Genomic DNA, 14,945 nt, shown 5'->3' with positions numbered 1-14,945 from the left:
CGGGTCCCGGCCCGCTTCGTCTTTTCGCACGCGGGGGCGTACCCCGCTGGAAGGATTGGCGTCGTGACGACGTTCGTTGACCGGGTCGTCCTGCACATGCAGGCCGGCGACGGCGGGCACGGCTGTGCCTCGATCCACCGGGAGAAGTTCAAGCCGTTCGGCGGCCCGGACGGGGGCAACGGCGGGCACGGCGGCAGCGTGTCGCTGGTGGTCGACCCGCAGGTGACCACGCTGCTCGACTTCCACTTCCGCCCGCACCTGAAGGCCGAGAACGGCAAGGGCGGGGCCGGCTCGAACCGGGACGGCGCCAACGGCCACGACCTGGTGATCAAGGTGCCGAACGGCACCGTGGTGCAGACCCTCGACGGTGAGGTGCTGGCCGACCTGGTCGGCGCGGGCACCACCTTCGAGGCGGCGCGGGGCGGTCGCGGCGGTCGCGGCAACGCGTCGCTGGCCAACGCCCGGCGCAAGGCTCCCGGCTTCGCCGAGCTGGGCGAGCCGGGCGACCGGCTGGACGTGGTGCTGGAGCTCAAGAGCGTCGCCGACGTCGGTCTGGTGGGCTTCCCGTCCGCCGGCAAGTCGTCGCTGATCGCGGTGATCTCCGCCGCCAAGCCGAAGATCGCCGACTACCCGTTCACCACCCTGGTGCCCAACCTGGGCGTGGTCCGGGTCGACAACCACACCTTCACCGTCGCCGACGTACCGGGCCTGATCCCCGGCGCGGCCACCGGCCGGGGGCTGGGGCTGGAGTTCCTCCGCCACGTCGAGCGGTGCGCCGTGCTGGTGCACGTGGTCGACACCGCGACGCTGGAGCCGGGCCGCGACCCGCTCGCCGACATCGACGCCATCGAGGACGAGCTCACCCAGTACGGCGGCCTCGCCGACCGGCCGCGGCTGGTCGCCCTCAACAAGATCGACGTACCGGACGGGCGGGATCTCGCCGAGATCGTCCGGCCGGACCTGGAGGCGCGCGGCTTCCGGGTGTTCGAGGTCTCCACGGCCACCCGCGAGGGGCTCAAGGAGCTGATGTTCGCGATGGCCGAGGTGGTCGAGCAGAGCCGCCAGGCGGCTCCGCCGGCCGAGCCGACCCGGATCGTCATCCGCCCGAAGGCGGTGGACGACGCCGGCTTCACCATCGACGTGGAGGAGGACGGCTCCTTCACGGTGCGCGGTGTCCGGCCCGAGCGCTGGGTCCGGCAGACGAACTTCGACAACGACGAGGCGATCGGCTTCCTCGCCGACCGGCTCGCCCGCCTCGGCGTCGAGGAGAAGCTGGCCAAGGTCGGCGCCAAGCCGGGCGACCTGGTGCGCATCGGCGAGCGGGAGTTCGACTGGCAGCCCACCCTCTACGCCGGCGTCGACTTCGTACCCGGCAACCGGGGCACGGACGTGCGGCTTGAGGAGAAGTCGACCCGGGCCTCGGCCGCGGAGCGGCTGGCCGCCCGCAAGGCGCGCCGGCAGCGCCCCGCCGACGAGCTGGAGGCCGGCGGCCTGGACGCGGACCTCTCCGACGACCTGGACGACGACGACCTCGAATAGCTCGATCATGTCCGTGTCCGGGTCGTTCGCCGGAAACCTCCGTGAAATCGACCCGGCATAGCGTGATCGGATGCTGATCGAGTCCCGTCCTTCCACCGACCCGGAGATCGACGCCCTCGTCGTCGCCCAGCAGCGTGAGCTGCGCGAGGCCGACGGCGGACTGGACGGGCAGGTCACCGTCACGCACGACGACATCCGCTACCTCGCGGTGGTCGTCGACGGCCGGGCGGTGGCCTGCGGCGGGGTCCAGTCGCTGGACGCCGCCACCGGGGAACTCAAGCGGATGTACGTCCGTCCCGCGTACCGGGGCAGGGGTATCGCCCGGCAGCTGCTGACCGCGCTGGAGGAGTTGGCCTTCCAGCGGGGTCACTCGGTGGTCTGCCTGGAGACCGGGGTCTACCTGCCGGCGGCGATCGGGCTCTACACCTCGTGCGGGTACGAGCCGATCCCGGTCTACGGCGAGTACGTGGACAACCCGTACAGCGTCTGCTTCGCCAAGCACCTGCCGGTCGCCGCCTGAGGGTGGGTCAGGCGCCGGTCTGGGCGTGCTCCACGGTGACCGGCTTCGACTCCGGCGACGCGTGCTGGCGCAGGACGATGCTCAGCAGGATCAGCGCGCCGACGGCCAGGAACTCGCTCTGCCAGTTCTGCATGGACTGGAACCAGAAGTCGCTGGTGCCGAGGAACTGCCAGGCGCTGATCGGGGCGGCGCCGCTCTGCAGCGCCTGCTCCTCGTTGTACTGGGCCACGCCGCCGAGCAGGTGGCCGACGAACGAGCCGGCGAAGATCAGCAGCAGGGCCAGCGAGAGGCTGTTGCGGTAGACCATCAGCGGCAGGCCGCCGACCCGGGCGGGCCACGGTGAGTCCGGCCCGGCCCGGCGCTCGTCGTCCTCCGGGCGGTCGGTCTGGCCCTCCGGCTTCGACTCGGCCGACCCCCGCTGCACCAGGTACGCGGTGAGCAGCACGTAGCCGCCCATCTGGAGGAACTCCGACTCCCAGTTCTCGAAGACGGACTCGGCGAAGTGCCCCGTGCCCAGGTACGCCGGCCAGCCGATCGGCTGGGCGCCGTACTCGGCGAGCTCCTCGTTGTGGGTCTGCCACCCGAAGACGCTCTGCAGCGACAGGAAGACGAAGAAGGCGCCCAGCATGGTGATGCTCAGCGCGTTGTTCCTGATCCACCGTGGCATCGCGACCTCCTCGTCCCTGTGCCTGACGCTTCGGTGCCCGGATCCGGCAAGGATCAAACTCGGACACGCCGGGCGCTCCGGGCGCCGTGGCTCAGGGGCGGTCGATCGGGTTGTCCAGCCGGCCGCCGGTCCCCGCGTCGTTGGAGAGCAGCAGCCCGAGGGCGAGCATGCCGAAGCCGAGCCCCAGGTGCAGCCAGTTGGCGGCGCCGTTGAGCGGGATGAAGTTGGCCACGGCGTCCCGATCGAGCAGGAAACCGTACATCCAGAGGCCCAGGTAGGCGGCACCCCCGCCGACCAGGAACAGCCGGGCGCCGCCGACCTGGCGGGCCAGCACCAGCCCGGCCAGTCCGAAGAGCAGGTGCAGCAGGTTGTGCAGGATCGACACCTGGACCAGGCCCAGCAGCTTCGCGAGCGAGTGGTGACCGGCGAAGGCCAGGTCGCCGTATCCGGTGGTGACGCCCGGGACGAAGCCGAGCACCCCGAGCAGCAGGAAGATCACGGCCACCACGAGCGCGACCAGCTGGATCCGGGGTTTCGGCCCGGCCGTGCCACGCCCGCGCGCGTCTCGTGCCATCGATGTCACCTCCACGCAGCAGCTGCCGGTCGCAGCCGGACGATCCTCCATTCTGTAGCCATCAGGACACGGACCGTAGAGAAATGGCGATTCAGGCATGGACCCGACGACCGGGGGTAGTCAAAGTTTGCGCCGATGTGACGGTCGGCGATCCCCCGAGCGCAGAGCCGCACAAGTGCCGAGCGGAAGGAAAACCATGACTTACGATCTGTCATCCTCGTCCTCCACCTACGAGAGCGAGCAGAGCAACGGCGGTGGCGTCCGCGACCAGGCCCGCCAGGTCGGCGCCGAGGCCGCCAACGCGGGTGGCGCGGTCGCGCAGACCGCCAAGGAGCAGGGTCGCGAGGTGGTCGACGAGACCAAGCGGCAGGCCCGCAACCTCTACGGCGAGGCCCGCAACCAGCTCGCCAGCCAGACGGGCGCGCAGCAGCGCCGGGCGGCCGGCGGGCTCCGCTCGCTGGCCGACGAGATGCGCTCGATGGCGCAGAACGGCGGCGCGGGCGGTCCGGTGACCGAGCTGGCCCACCAGGCGGCCGACCGGGTGCACGGCGTGGCCGGCTGGCTGGAGGAGCGCGAGCCGGGTGACCTGCTCAACGAGGTCAAGACCTACGCCCGCCGCAACCCGGGCACCTTCCTGGTCGGGGCGGCCCTGCTGGGCGTGCTCGCCGGCCGGCTGACCAAGGGCATCACCTCCGCCGGCGACGACCAGACCGGCAGCCACGGCCTGTACGGCGGCGGCTACGCCGACCCGGACCGTACCGCGGTCATCCCGACGCCGCCCGTGCAGCGCGCGGTGCCGAACGGCGGCTACCTCGACCCGACCCCGGGCTACTCCGGCACGGCCTACCCGGACAACGGCGGCACCACCAGCTACGCCGACCCGGCGGGCGGCACCGGCCAGCCGCTGCCCCCGGTGACCCAGACCGACCCGCTGCCGGGCGTGCCGTCCAGCGGCACCGGCAACCCGCGTCCGTGAGCGTACGAGTCATCCGAAGGGAGGCGGCGGCATGAGCATGCCGACGCAGGGGTCCGGACTGGACTCCGGGTACCACCCCGCGGGTGCGCCGCACACCGCGGACGAGGTCAGGGGCAGTTCCCTCGGTGAGCTGATGCGTCAGGTCACCACCGACCTGTCCACCCTGATGCGGCAGGAGGTGGACCTGGCCAAGGCCGAGATCCGCCAGGAGGGGAAGAAGGCCGGCAAGGCCGCTGGCCTCTTCGGCGGTGCCGGCTTCGGCGGCTACATGGTGGCCCTGTTCCTGTCCGTCGCGCTGTGGCAGGCCCTGGACAACGTGATGGATTCGGGCCTGGCCGCGCTGATCGTCGCCGTGATCTGGGCGGTCATCGCCGCCGTCCTCTACTCCATGGCCAAGAAGAACGCCGAGCGCATTCGCGGCCTCAAGCAGACCAACGACAGCGTGCAGCGCATCCCCGACGCGCTGAAGCCGCACCCGGAGGGAGTCACCCGATGAGCACCGATCCCGACCAGATCCGCCGGGAGATCGAGGCGACCCGCAACAGCCTGAGCTCCGACGTGGACGCGCTGGCGTACAAGGTCAGCCCCGGCCGCATCGTCGACGACCGTAAGCAGCGCGTGCGCAGCGCGCTGCAGAATGTGAGGGAAAAGGTTATGGGTAGCGCTTCCGACCTCGGCCACAGCACCGGCCACGCCGCCCACTCGGTCGGCGACCGCACCTCCTCGGCGGCCTCCACCGTCAGCGACAAGGCCCACTCCGCCGCCTCGACCGTCGGCGACAAGGCCCACTCGGCCGCCTCGACCGTCGGTGACGCCGCCCAGCGGGCGCCGCAGGTGATCCGGCAGAAGTCCGAGGGCAACCCGGTGGCCGCCGGCCTGATCGCCTTCGGCGTCGGCATGCTGGTGTCCTCGCTGATCCCGGCCACCCTCCGGGAGCAGGAACTGGCCGCCCAGGTCAAGGAGAAGGCCACCGAGCACAGCGGGGTGGTGAAGGAGAAGCTGGGCGAGGTCGCCGGCGAGATCAAGGAGGAGCTGCGCGAGCCCGCGCAGCGGGCCACCGAGTCGGTGAAGTCCACCGCCCAGGACGCCGTCCACGCCGTCAAGGACGACAGCAAGTCGGCCGCCCAGGACGTCAAGGACCAGGCGCAGCAGTCCCGCGAACAGGTGCGGTACTGACCCGAGGCACCTACGTCGTACACCGCAGCTCGCGGCCACTCCCGGCTTCCGCCGGGACGTGGCCGCGAGGTGTGTGACGTCCGGACCCGCTCGGCGTCCTCGGCAGTGTGGGCGCCGGGGATCAGCGCGCGGTGACGCGGCGGCGGAGGGTGTGTTCGAAGTGGGCGGCGCGGCGTACCCGGCCGTCGGCGTACCGGACGCCGCCGCGCAGGACCCGCCGGGCCAGGGCGAGCCAGGCACAGGTGCCGCGCTCCAGCAGCCACAGCGGGGCGGCCAGCGCGGTGGTCGGCGGGAAGACCGCGCCGCCACCGGCCCGCCGCCGGCCCCGCTCGGCCAGGGCGACCGTCGCGGCGCCGGCCACCAGCAGCGCACCGGGCCGTCGGGCGGCCAGCGCGGCCAGCACGCCGGGCAGCACCGCCAGCGAGGTCAGCAGCCGCACCGGCTGGGCCAGGTCGTCGTACGCCTGGCGGACCCGCTGGCCCCGGAAGTGCGCCGCGGTCGGCGGCAGCCGGCGTACGTAGAGCCCGGCCGGCGCCGCCTCGGTCCCGCCGTACGCCCGCACCGTGCGGATCAGCTCCAGGTTCTCGAAGAGCACGTCCGGGTCGTAGCCCCCCATGGCGCGGAAGGTGCTCCGGCGCACCGCCAGGGTGCCCGGGTGGTCGGCAGCGAGCGCCCGGTTGAGCAGGGTCCGACCGGTGTCCCACCAGGCGTGCCAGGGCAGCGGGTCGAAGTAGTTCTGCGGCCGGACCAGGTCGGCGGTGTCGAGCAGCCGGTGCACGGCGCGCAGCCCCGGCTCGTCGTACCGGACGTCGTCGTCGGCGATCACCACATGCTCGTGCCGGGCCATCGCGACGCCGGTGAGCACGCCGCGGACCTTGCCGTTCACCCCGCGCACCGCCGGGTCGGGGACCACGTGCCGGAGGATGCCGCGCCACGCGGCGGCGTGCCGGGCGAAGACCTCCGGCGGGGAGCCGTCCACCACGGTCACGTCGACCAGCGCGGCGATCGACCGCAGGTACCCGGTCAGCTCGGCCAGGTCGGCGTCGTCGGACCAGCGCAGCGGCAGGACGTACTCGACGGGGAGCCGATCCGGGCGGACGCCGCGCCGCGGCGCGCGGACCGCGGGCGGGTCCGCCGGGTGGGCCGGGACCGGACCGGCGGCGACGGCCGACGGCTCGGGGGCGGCCACCGCCGGACCGGCGACCGGCCGGCGCCGGGCCGGGGCGCTCACGCCGACTCCGGGCACCGGTACACGGACACGTGCTCCCGGCTGTCGTCGGTGAAGGGGCCGCCGGACCAGTCGACCCACCGGTGTTCCCGGCTCATCCCGGCCAGCCGGGCCATCAGGTCCAGCTCGGCCGGCCAGGCGTAGCGGTGGTTGGCGGGCAGCAGCCGCACCCCGTCGTTGCCGAGTCGGATCTTGGTGGTGGTCATCCGCTGCTCGGCGGGGTGCAACCGGGCCGCCTCCAGCAGCACCGCGTCCTGCGCGACGTGCACCGGGCGCAGCGCCGTGCCGCCCCGGAACGCGCCGGGGTCGGGCACCCAGGCCTCCACCACGAACCGGCCCCCGGGCCGCAGGTGCGCGGCGGCGTTGCGGAAGCAGGCGACCTGGGCGTCCTGGTCGGGCAGCGCGAAGATCGTGTTGAACGCGAGCAGCACCAGGGCGTACTGGCCCGGAACCCGAGCCTGCGTGAAGTCGCCGATGGACACCTCGATCCGCTCGCCGCCCGGCTTGGCCCGCAGCCGGGCCGCCATCTCCGCCGACCCGTCGATCCCGACCACGGTGAGCCCCCGCTCGCGCAGCGGCAGGGCCAGCCGGCCGGTGCCGATGCCGAACTCGCAGACCGGGCCGCCGTCGGCGAGCGCCGCCAGGCGGTCCACGGCCGCGTCGGGGGAGAGGTGGGCGAAGGTCAGGTCGTAGACGTCCGCGGGGATGTGACGGCCGTACTCGCTCGCGTCGAAGGGCAACGCTGCCTCCCGGAAACGGTGTTCGTGACGGCATGCCCGGAACCCGACCGATCAAACGGGGCGTTTCGACGCGTTCACGTCGGGTAGCGCACCGGGATGCGGGCGCCATCTCCGGGCGCTCGGGCGGAGGAGACGTGATGACCAGCAACGGAACGAGGTGGGTGCTGCTCGGCGCCACCACGGCGACCGCGGTCGGGGTCGGCCGGCTGGTGGCCCGGCGGCGCCGCCGGCACCAGCCGGAGCGGCAGGGCGGCTGGTACGTGGTGCGCCGGGGGATCACCGTGGACCGGCCGATGGACGCCGTCATCGGCTTCTGGACCGATCGGGAACGACTGGACCGGGCCCTGGCCGAGTGGGCCACCCTCGAACAGTTCGAAGAGAACCGGTGGCGCTGCGTCGCCAGCGACCCCGCCGGTGGCGGCACCGAATGGCGGGCCGAGATCACCGTCGACGGTCCCGGCCGGCTCAGCTGGCGGGTCACCGACGGCCCGGTGCCGCAGCAGGGACACGTGGACCTGACCCCCGCGCCCCAGGACCGGGGCACCGAGATCCGGGCCGAGCTGCGCTACCGCGCCGGCGGCCCGCTGGGCCGGCTGCTGGGCCTGGCCCGCGGCGACGAACCCGACCTGGCGCTGCGCGACGCGCTGCGGCGGATCAAGTCGCTGATCGAGGCCGGCCAGGTGATCGACACCCGGCGCGACCCCTCCGGGCGCAGCCCCGCGCAGGAGGCCGCGACCGACCAGGTCCGCGAGCGGCTGACGACGGGAGGACGGGCGTGAGGGCGCTGTGCTGGGAAGGGGTCGGCAAGCTGGCGGTCCGGGACGTGCCCGAGCCGCGCGTCCGGGCCGAGGGGGACATCATCGTCAAGGTCCGGGCCAGCAGCGTCTGTGGCTCCGACCTGCACCTGATCAACGGCTTCCTGCCGGCCATGCGGGAGGGCGACATCCTCGGCCACGAGTTCATGGGCGAGGTGGTGGAGACCGGGCCGGGCGTGCGCCGGCTGCGCGTCGGCGACCGGGTCGTGGTCGGCTCGGTGGTGGCCTGTGGCGGCTGCTGGTACTGCCGCACCGAACAGTTCTCGCTCTGCGACAACTCCAACCCGCAGCCGGTCGTGCCGGAGAAGCTGTGGGGCCACTCGCCGGCCGGCATCCTCGGCTACTCGCACGCCGCCGGCGGCTACTCCGGCAGCCACGCCGAGTACATCCGCGTGCCGTTCGGTGACATCGGCGCGTTCAAGGTCCCCGACGGGGTGCCCGACGACGCGGTCGTCTTCGCCTCCGACGCCATGCCCACCGGCTGGATGGCGGCCGACTTCTGCGGGCTCTCCGGCGGCGAGGTGGTGGCGGTCTGGGGTGCCGGCGGGGTGGGCCAGATGGCCGCCCGCGCCGCCCAGCTGCTCGGCGCCGGGCGGGTCATCGTCATCGACCGGCTGCCGGAGCGGCTCGCCACGGCCGCCGACCGGCTCGGGGTGGAGACGATCAACTACGCCGAGACCGACGTGCTGGAGGCGCTGCGGGAGATGACCGCCGGCCGGGGGCCGGACGCCTGCATCGAGGCGGTCGGCATGGAGGCGCACGACGTCGGCCCGGCGTACGCCTACGACAAGGCCAAGCAGAGCGCCCGGCTGAGCACCGACCGGCCGACCTCCGTCCGCCAGGCGATCATGGCCTGCCGCAAGGGCGGCACGGTGAGCATCGTCGGCGTCTACGGCGGGCTGGTCGACAAGTTCCCTCTCGGCGCGGCGATGAACAAGGCCCTGGTGCTGCGGATGGGGCAGATGCACGCCCAGCGCTACATCCCGATGCTGCTGGACCGCCTCGCCGCCGGCGAGATCGACCCGGGCTACCTGGCCACCCACCCGATGTCGTTGGAGGAGGGCGTGCGCGGCTACGAGATCTTCGAGAAGAAGCAGGACGCCTGCCTGCGCAGCGTCCTGCACCCGGCGATGGCCTGACCGGCGGGCGCGTGCGTCGCGCCGGGCCGGGGCTCAGCCGGTGCGGCGCACGTCGTCGATGACGAAGCCGCTGGGCGGCAGGGTCGGCATCCGGCCCAGGTTCAGCGCCAGGTTCTGCGGTGGCACCTCGTACCGCATGGCGGTGGTCAGCATCGTGACCGCCCGCTTCATCAGCTCAATGGTGATCCACTCGCCGGCGCAGCGGTGTCCGCCCAGGTGCTCGCCGCCGCCCTGCGGCACGAAGCCGTACGGGTCGTCGCGCCAGCCGGCGAAGCGTTCCGGACGGAACCGTTCCGGTTCCGGCCAGAGGTCGGGGTGGTGGTTGGTGCCGTACAGGTCGAGCAGCACCCGCCGGCCGCGCGGGAAGTGGTGGCCCTGCCAGTCGAAGGAGCGCCGGACCCGGGCGGCGACCACCGGGAAGAACGGGTAGTAGCGGCGGACCTCCTGCACGAAGCACTCGGTGGCCTCGTCGCCGGCCCGGACCCGCTCCCGCCAGGTCGGGTGGTCGTGCAGGGCCAGGGCGGCGAAGACCACGTACCGGTCGATGGCGACGGTGGGGCGCAGCACGTTGAGCAGCTCCACCGCGGCGACCCGGCGGGGCAGCAGCCGGCCCTGGGCGTCCCGGTGCTCGGCGATCGCCCGCAGCGCGCTGCCCTCGGGCGCGGGCAGCGTGCCGACCCGGGCCCGCTCCACCACGTCGCCGGCCCACCGTTGGCCCCGGCGGCGGCCGAGCAGTCCGCGCCAGTGCCGGGGCCCGAGCGCCGCCGGAGCGTCGATCATCGCGTGCAGCTCGTCGGTGCGGCGGGCGACCTGGCTCGAGGCCAGCGGGATGCCCGCCCAGGCGCAGACCGCCCGGGTCAGCATCCGGGCGACCTCGTCGTAGAGGACTACCCGACCGGACTGCTCCCAGACCGGGATGCGGGTGGTCCACTCGTCGGCGAAGAGCTGCCCGAGCTGCCGGACCGCGCCGGGCGTCATGATCGACAACAGCATGGCCTTGCGGTCGGTGTGCGCCGATCCGTCCAACCCCTGTACGCCGCCCCGGCCGGTCAGCGTCCACTGGCCCCGCATGGGCATCGCGCCCTCGCGCTGGAACCGCTCCGGGTCGTAGAAGAGCACCGCCGCCGGCCGGCCGCGCAGGCAGATCGTCCGTTCCAGCAGCAGCCGGGTCTGGAAGATGTCGCTGCCGTAGCGGTCGCAGCGGGAGCCGATGTACCGGTATCCCTCGCGCAGGAACGCCAGGGAGCCCTCCGGGCTGCGGTCGACGGGAGTGGTGACCATCGGACTCTCCTGACGCGGGTGACAGCGGCCGGCCGCACTGGTCGACCGGATGGCGTTACCCAGGTCGGGGCCGCTGAATCCCACCCGGACCGGCGTCGGGGACACCTCCGGGGGTGTGGGCCAGTCGAGGAGCCGTCCGCTGGCCCCTCCCAGGACGCCGGAAACCTGGTTTCCTCGTCTCCGGGCCGGCCACGGTGTACGGCCGGCGTGACGACGGGGAGGGCCGATGCGGGACAACAGGCCGCCGTACTGGCGGCAGCGGCGGGTGGTCGAGGCGTTCGGGAGCGGCCGGTCCGGCGGAGCCGACGGTCCACCGCTGATCACCGCCGCCCGGCGGGCGCCCCGGCCGCCCCGGCGCTTCACCGCCCACCTCGGCTTCGAGGCGGACGGGCCGGAGCACGCCCGCGACCTCGCCGTCGCGTACGCCGAGGCGTTGAGCCTGCTCCGTCCGGAGCTGGTGCTCGGCGCGGCAGCCCTCTCACCGGCCGACGCCTGGCACCGGGCCGAGCGGCTCTTCTGCGGCGCGCCGGGGCCGGACGGCGAGCGCTGCGCCGACGTGGCCGGTCATCCCGGCTTCCACCACGCCGCAGGCCCAGGTGGCCTCGGCTGGGGCGAGGGTGATGGGTGAGCCGCGGCGGGCCGGCGACCGGCGGTGTCCCGATGGCGGGCGACACCGCCGGGCCGCCGGCCCGACGTCGACCGGGCGTGCCCCGGCCCCGCGGCGCGCGGCGCTCAGTCCAGGTCGAACTCGCCGTCCTGCGCGCCCGCGACGAAGGCGTCCCACTCGGCCTGGGTGAAGACCAGCACCGGCCCGTCCGGCTCGGCGGAGTTGCGCATGCCGATCAGGTCGTCGACGAAGGCCACCTCGACCGCGCTGTCGGAGGTGTCGCCCTCGGCTCGCTGCCAGACCGCCCGGGACAGGTCGAAATCGCCCTTGGGGTGCTGACCCATTGTTCGTCCTCCATCACCACGCGTCATGGGGAGCCCGTCCGGTTCCCCGTCGGGCAGGATAAGCGGATGCCGAGCCTGACCCGTGTAGAGGCGACCGCGCGTCGCGCGCTGATCACCGTCGAGTCCTACGACGTGGACCTCGACCTGACCGGCGGCGGCGAGCGGTTCCGCTCCACCGCCACCATCCGGTTCCGGGCCACCCCCGGAGCCGACACCTTCGTCGAGGTCAAACCCGCCCGACTGCTCGGGGCGCGCCTCAACGACCGGGACCTCGACCCGGAGGCGCTGGCCGACAACCGGCTGCCGCTGACCGGGCTGGCCGGGGAGAACACGCTGACGGTCACCGCCGAGATGGCGTACTCGAACACCGGCGAGGGGATGCACCGCTTCGTCGACCCGGCCGACGGCGAGACCTACCTCTACGCGATGTCCTTCCTGGACGACGTGCAGCGGCTCTTCGCCGCCTTCGACCAGCCCGACCTGAAGGCGCCGGTGACCCTGTCGGTCACCGCCCCGCCGGAGTGGACGGTCGCCGCCAACGGGCAGCTCGCCGCCAACCCCTGGCCGGGGCGCTGGGAGTTCGCCCCGACCGCGCCGCTGGCCACGTACTTCGTCTCGCTGATCGCCGGCCCCTGGCACGTGCGCCGCGCCGAGCACGACGGCATCCCGCTCGGTGTCTACTGCCGGCGTTCCCTGGCTGAGCACCTGGACGCCGACATCGACGAGATCCTCACCGTCACCCGGCAGTGCCTCGACCGCTTCCACCAGCTCTTCGCCGAGCGCTATCCGTTCGCCAAGTACGACCAGGCGTTCGTGCCGGAGTTCAACGCCGGCGCGATGGAGAACCCGGGTCTGGTCACCCTCCGCGACGACTACGTCTTCCGGTCGGCGGTCACCGACACCCAGCGGGAGCTGCGGGCCACCACCATCGCCCACGAGATGGCGCACATGTGGTTCGGCGACCTGGTGACCATGCGGTGGTGGGACGACCTGTGGCTCAACGAGTCGTTCGCGGAGTACCTGGGCACCCGGGTGACCGCCGAGGCGACCCGCTTCGACCGGGCCTGGACGACCTTCGCGATGCGCCGCAAGGCGTGGGGGTACACCGCCGACCAACGTCCCTCCACCCACCCGGTGGCTCCGCAGGAGGTCCGCGACGCCGCCCAGGGCCTGCTCAACTTCGACGGCATCTCGTACGCCAAGGGCGCCAGCGTGCTCCGGCAGCTGGTCGCCTGGCTGGGCGACGAGGCCTTCCTGGCCGGCCTGAACGCCCACTTCGCCGCCCACCGGTTCGGCAACGCCACCCTGGCCGACCTGCTGGCCAGCCTCAGCTCGGCCAGCGGCCGGGACCTCACCGACTGGGCGGAGCGCTGGCTGCGCCGCCCCCAGGTCAACACGCTGCGGATGGAGACGGCGGTGGACGCCGACGGTCGCTGGGTCGACGCCGCCCTGGTGCAGACCGCCCCGGACGCCCACCCCGTGCTGCGCCCGCACCGGGTCGGCGTGGGCCGGTACGCCCCCGACGGCACGGTGCGCCGCGTCGAGGTGGACCTCGACCCGGACACCGACAAGGGCCGCACCGAGCTGACCGCGCTGATCGGCGAGCCCGCCACCGGCCTGCTGCTGCCCAACGACGGCGACCTGACCTTCGCCAAGATCCGCCTCGACGCCGCCTCCGTCGACGCGGTGCCGCTGGTGCTGCCGGGGCTGGCTGACCCGCTCGCCCGGGCGCTGCTCTGGGGTGAGGCGCTGGACGCCGCCCGGGACGGGGAGCGCCCGGTCGCCGCCGTGGTCGCGCTGATCGCCGCGGCGCTGCCCGCCGAGACCGAGGTGATCATCGCCGAGGACGTGCTCACGCTGAGCCGCGGCCTGATCGACCGCTACCTCGACCCGCTGGCCCGCGACGCCGCGCTGCTGCGGGTCGCCGGGGCGTGCGCCGCGCTGCTCGCCGGGGCGCCGGCCGGCGGCTCGTTGCAGCTCGCCGCCGCGCGGGGCCTGATCGCCGCCAGCACCGACACCGGGCTGCTCGCCGGGTGGCTGGCCGGGGACGGGGTGCCGGAAGGGCTGGCGGTGGACACCGACCTGCGCTGGGCGCTGCTGCTGCGGCTGGTGGTGCTGGGTGCGGCGGGCGAGCCGGAGATCGCCGCGCAGGCGGCCGCCGACCGCAGCGCCACCGGGGCGGAACGGGCCGCGTGCTGCCGGGCGGCGCTGCCGGACGCCGAGGCCAAGCGGGTCGCCTGGGAGATCGTGACCAGCAGCACCGAACTGTCCAACCGGCTGGTCGAGGCGACCGCCGAGGGCTTCTGGCAGCCCGAGCAGGCCGAGCTGACGGCGCCGTACGTCGAGCGGTACTTCGCCGACATGCCGGCGGCCGCGCGGCTGCGTACCGCCTGGACGGCCGACCGGGTGACCACCCTGGCGTTCCCCCGGTACGCCGTGGCGCAGCCCACCCGGGAGCTGGCCGCGGCGCTGCTGGCCCGCGACGACCTGACGCCCGGGCTGCGCCGCTGGGTCACCGACCTGGACGACGACCTGCGCCGCGCGCTGGTCGCGCGGACGGCGGTGGCCGCCGCGTCGGCCTGAGTCAAGCCGGAGGTTGGGACGGTCCGGCGGCCCCGACGGGCCGCCGGCCGTCCCCGGCCTACGATCGTCGGGTGGAGGAAGACATCCGGCGGATCGGCATCATGGGCGGCACCTTCGACCCGATCCACCACGGGCACCTGGTGGCGGCGAGCGAGGTGGCCGACCGGTTCGGCCTGGACGAGGTGGTCTTCGTCCCGACCGGTCAGCCGTGGCAGAAGGCGGACGAGCCGGTCAGCCCCGCCGAGGACCGCTACCTGATGACGGTGATCGCCACCGCCTCCAACCCCCGCTTCCAGGTCAGCCGGGTGGACATCGACCGCAGTGGCCCCACCTACACCGTCGACACCCTGCGCGACCTGCACGCCGAGTACGGCCCGAAGGTGCAGCTCTACTTCATCACCGGCGCGGACGCGCTGGACAAGATCCTCTCCTGGAAGGACCTGGACGAGATCTTCGAGCTGGCCCACTTCATCGGCGTGACCCGCCCCGGGTTCGAGCTCACCGACAAGCACCTGCCCGCCGACACGGTGAGCCTGGTGCAGGTCCCGGCGATGGCGATCTCCTCCACCGACTGCCGCGAGCGGGTGGCCCGGGGGGAGCCGGTCTGGTACCTGCTGCCGGACGGTGTGGTGCAGTACATCGCGAAACGCCGGCTCTACCAGCGGTGAACCGCCCTGGTATGTGAGCGTCTGTCCGGATAATCGACCAGAACTGACAAGTCGTCGCGCCCCCGGGTATGAGACGCTTGGAGGGTCG

At 73.5% G+C, this 14,945-nt stretch carries 16 protein-coding genes; 10 read left to right on the top strand and 6 right to left on the bottom strand.

From position 1 onward, the window contains the following. Positions 1–63 precede the first annotated feature (63 nt). On the top strand, positions 64–1,539 hold the full coding sequence (gene obgE / locus ACTMTB_RS14745) for a GTPase ObgE (protein ID WP_441145873.1): 1,476 nt from the start codon (positions 64–66) through the stop codon (positions 1,537–1,539). Between the two features lie 70 nt (positions 1,540–1,609). After that, positions 1,610–2,059 (top strand): GNAT family N-acetyltransferase, encoded by a 450-nt coding sequence (locus tag ACTMTB_RS14740; protein WP_441145871.1) that lies wholly within the window; start codon positions 1,610–1,612, stop codon positions 2,057–2,059. A 7-nt stretch (positions 2,060–2,066) separates the two neighbouring features. Here ACTMTB_RS14740 and ACTMTB_RS14735 read toward each other — a convergent pair whose 3' ends face one another. Together ACTMTB_RS14735 and ACTMTB_RS14730 are read right to left on the bottom strand one after the other, a co-directional pair. Continuing rightward, positions 2,067–2,726, bottom strand: a complete 660-nt coding sequence (locus tag ACTMTB_RS14735) for a DUF6766 family protein (RefSeq protein WP_280841040.1) — start codon at positions 2,724–2,726, stop codon at positions 2,067–2,069. A 91-nt stretch (positions 2,727–2,817) separates the two neighbouring features. Continuing rightward, positions 2,818–3,300, bottom strand: coding sequence for a DUF4383 domain-containing protein (locus ACTMTB_RS14730; protein WP_441145869.1), 483 nt, complete (start codon positions 3,298–3,300; stop codon positions 2,818–2,820). A gap of 196 nt (positions 3,301–3,496) precedes the next feature. On the opposite strand from ACTMTB_RS14730, the gene ACTMTB_RS14725 reads away from it, so the two are divergent. From ACTMTB_RS14725 to ACTMTB_RS14715, 3 genes are read left to right on the top strand one after another with little or no spacing between them, the layout of a single operon-like run. Next, positions 3,497–4,276, top strand: coding sequence for a hypothetical protein (locus tag ACTMTB_RS14725; RefSeq protein WP_441145867.1), 780 nt, complete (start codon positions 3,497–3,499; stop codon positions 4,274–4,276). Between the two features lie 31 nt (positions 4,277–4,307). Continuing rightward, a complete protein-coding gene (locus tag ACTMTB_RS14720; RefSeq protein WP_441145865.1) occupies positions 4,308–4,772 on the top strand; it encodes a phage holin family protein in 465 nt (154 codons plus the stop codon). Next, complete coding sequence (locus ACTMTB_RS14715; RefSeq protein ID WP_441145863.1) at positions 4,769–5,452, top strand: DUF3618 domain-containing protein; 684 nt, start codon at positions 4,769–4,771, stop codon at positions 5,450–5,452. The genes ACTMTB_RS14720 and ACTMTB_RS14715 overlap by 4 nt, the downstream gene beginning before the upstream one ends. Positions 5,453–5,573: 121 nt before the next feature. Here the strand turns inward: ACTMTB_RS14715 and ACTMTB_RS14710 are convergent, their stop codons facing one another. Then, positions 5,574–6,683 carry a glycosyltransferase gene (locus tag ACTMTB_RS14710; protein ID WP_441145861.1) on the bottom strand — a complete coding sequence of 370 codons (1,110 nt, stop codon included), beginning with the start codon at positions 6,681–6,683 and terminating at the stop codon, positions 5,574–5,576. Next, on the bottom strand, positions 6,680–7,420 hold the full coding sequence (locus ACTMTB_RS14705; protein WP_441145859.1) for a class I SAM-dependent DNA methyltransferase: 741 nt from the start codon (positions 7,418–7,420) through the stop codon (positions 6,680–6,682). The genes ACTMTB_RS14710 and ACTMTB_RS14705 overlap by 4 nt, the downstream gene beginning before the upstream one ends. Before the next feature lie 137 nt (positions 7,421–7,557). Between ACTMTB_RS14705 and ACTMTB_RS14700 the strand changes: the two genes are divergently transcribed. After that, entirely contained in the window at positions 7,558–8,199 is a 642-nt protein-coding gene (locus ACTMTB_RS14700; RefSeq protein ID WP_441145857.1) for an SRPBCC family protein, read from the top strand. Beyond that, positions 8,196–9,374, top strand: coding sequence for a zinc-dependent alcohol dehydrogenase (locus ACTMTB_RS14695; RefSeq protein WP_334570183.1), 1,179 nt, complete (start codon positions 8,196–8,198; stop codon positions 9,372–9,374). The genes ACTMTB_RS14700 and ACTMTB_RS14695 overlap by 4 nt, the downstream gene beginning before the upstream one ends. A gap of 33 nt (positions 9,375–9,407) precedes the next feature. Here ACTMTB_RS14695 and ACTMTB_RS14690 read toward each other — a convergent pair whose 3' ends face one another. Next, entirely contained in the window at positions 9,408–10,655 is a 1,248-nt protein-coding gene (locus ACTMTB_RS14690) for a cytochrome P450 (RefSeq protein ID WP_441145854.1), read from the bottom strand. A gap of 226 nt (positions 10,656–10,881) precedes the next feature. On the opposite strand from ACTMTB_RS14690, the gene ACTMTB_RS14685 reads away from it, so the two are divergent. Beyond that, on the top strand, positions 10,882–11,283 hold the full coding sequence (locus tag ACTMTB_RS14685; RefSeq protein WP_280841050.1) for a hypothetical protein: 402 nt from the start codon (positions 10,882–10,884) through the stop codon (positions 11,281–11,283). A 104-nt stretch (positions 11,284–11,387) separates the two neighbouring features. On the opposite strand, the gene ACTMTB_RS14680 is transcribed toward ACTMTB_RS14685, so the two are convergent. Then, complete coding sequence (locus ACTMTB_RS14680) at positions 11,388–11,606, bottom strand: DUF397 domain-containing protein (protein WP_067312494.1); 219 nt, start codon at positions 11,604–11,606, stop codon at positions 11,388–11,390. Between the two features lie 66 nt (positions 11,607–11,672). Between ACTMTB_RS14680 and pepN the strand changes: the two genes are divergently transcribed. Both pepN and nadD read left to right on the top strand, forming a co-directional pair. Next, entirely contained in the window at positions 11,673–14,189 is a 2,517-nt protein-coding gene (pepN, locus tag ACTMTB_RS14675; protein WP_441145851.1) for an aminopeptidase N, read from the top strand. Between the two features lie 71 nt (positions 14,190–14,260). After that, on the top strand, positions 14,261–14,857 hold the full coding sequence (nadD, locus tag ACTMTB_RS14670; RefSeq protein ID WP_088960764.1) for a nicotinate-nucleotide adenylyltransferase: 597 nt from the start codon (positions 14,261–14,263) through the stop codon (positions 14,855–14,857). Positions 14,858–14,945 lie beyond the last annotated feature (88 nt).

Origin of the sequence: Micromonospora sp. L32, from assembly GCF_052068055.1 — a bacterium.
Taxonomy (GTDB): domain Bacteria; phylum Actinomycetota; class Actinomycetes; order Mycobacteriales; family Micromonosporaceae; genus Micromonospora; species Micromonospora purpureochromogenes.
The sequence above is the reverse complement of the archived record's forward strand: the minus strand, read 5'-3'. Positions and strand labels throughout refer to the sequence as shown.

Bases quoted from the DNA above. Each gene is read 5' to 3' on its own strand.
- ACTMTB_RS14740 (WP_441145871.1), top strand. From the start codon at position 1,610: ATGCTGATCGAGTCCCGTCCTTCCACCGACCCGGAGATCGACGCCCTC.
- ACTMTB_RS14735 (WP_280841040.1), bottom strand. From the start codon at position 2,726: ATGCCACGGTGGATCAGGAACAACGCGCTGAGCATCACCATGCTGGGC.
- ACTMTB_RS14730 (WP_441145869.1), bottom strand. From the start codon at position 3,300: ATGGCACGAGACGCGCGCGGGCGTGGCACGGCCGGGCCGAAACCCCGG.
- ACTMTB_RS14725 (WP_441145867.1), top strand. From the start codon at position 3,497: ATGACTTACGATCTGTCATCCTCGTCCTCCACCTACGAGAGCGAGCAG.
- ACTMTB_RS14720 (WP_441145865.1), top strand. From the start codon at position 4,308: ATGAGCATGCCGACGCAGGGGTCCGGACTGGACTCCGGGTACCACCCC.
- ACTMTB_RS14715 (WP_441145863.1), top strand. From the start codon at position 4,769: ATGAGCACCGATCCCGACCAGATCCGCCGGGAGATCGAGGCGACCCGC.
- ACTMTB_RS14700 (WP_441145857.1), top strand. From the start codon at position 7,558: ATGACCAGCAACGGAACGAGGTGGGTGCTGCTCGGCGCCACCACGGCG.
- ACTMTB_RS14690 (WP_441145854.1), bottom strand. From the start codon at position 10,655: ATGGTCACCACTCCCGTCGACCGCAGCCCGGAGGGCTCCCTGGCGTTC.
- ACTMTB_RS14685 (WP_280841050.1), top strand. From the start codon at position 10,882: ATGCGGGACAACAGGCCGCCGTACTGGCGGCAGCGGCGGGTGGTCGAG.
- ACTMTB_RS14680 (WP_067312494.1), bottom strand. From the start codon at position 11,606: ATGGGTCAGCACCCCAAGGGCGATTTCGACCTGTCCCGGGCGGTCTGG.
- pepN (WP_441145851.1), top strand. From the start codon at position 11,673: ATGCCGAGCCTGACCCGTGTAGAGGCGACCGCGCGTCGCGCGCTGATC.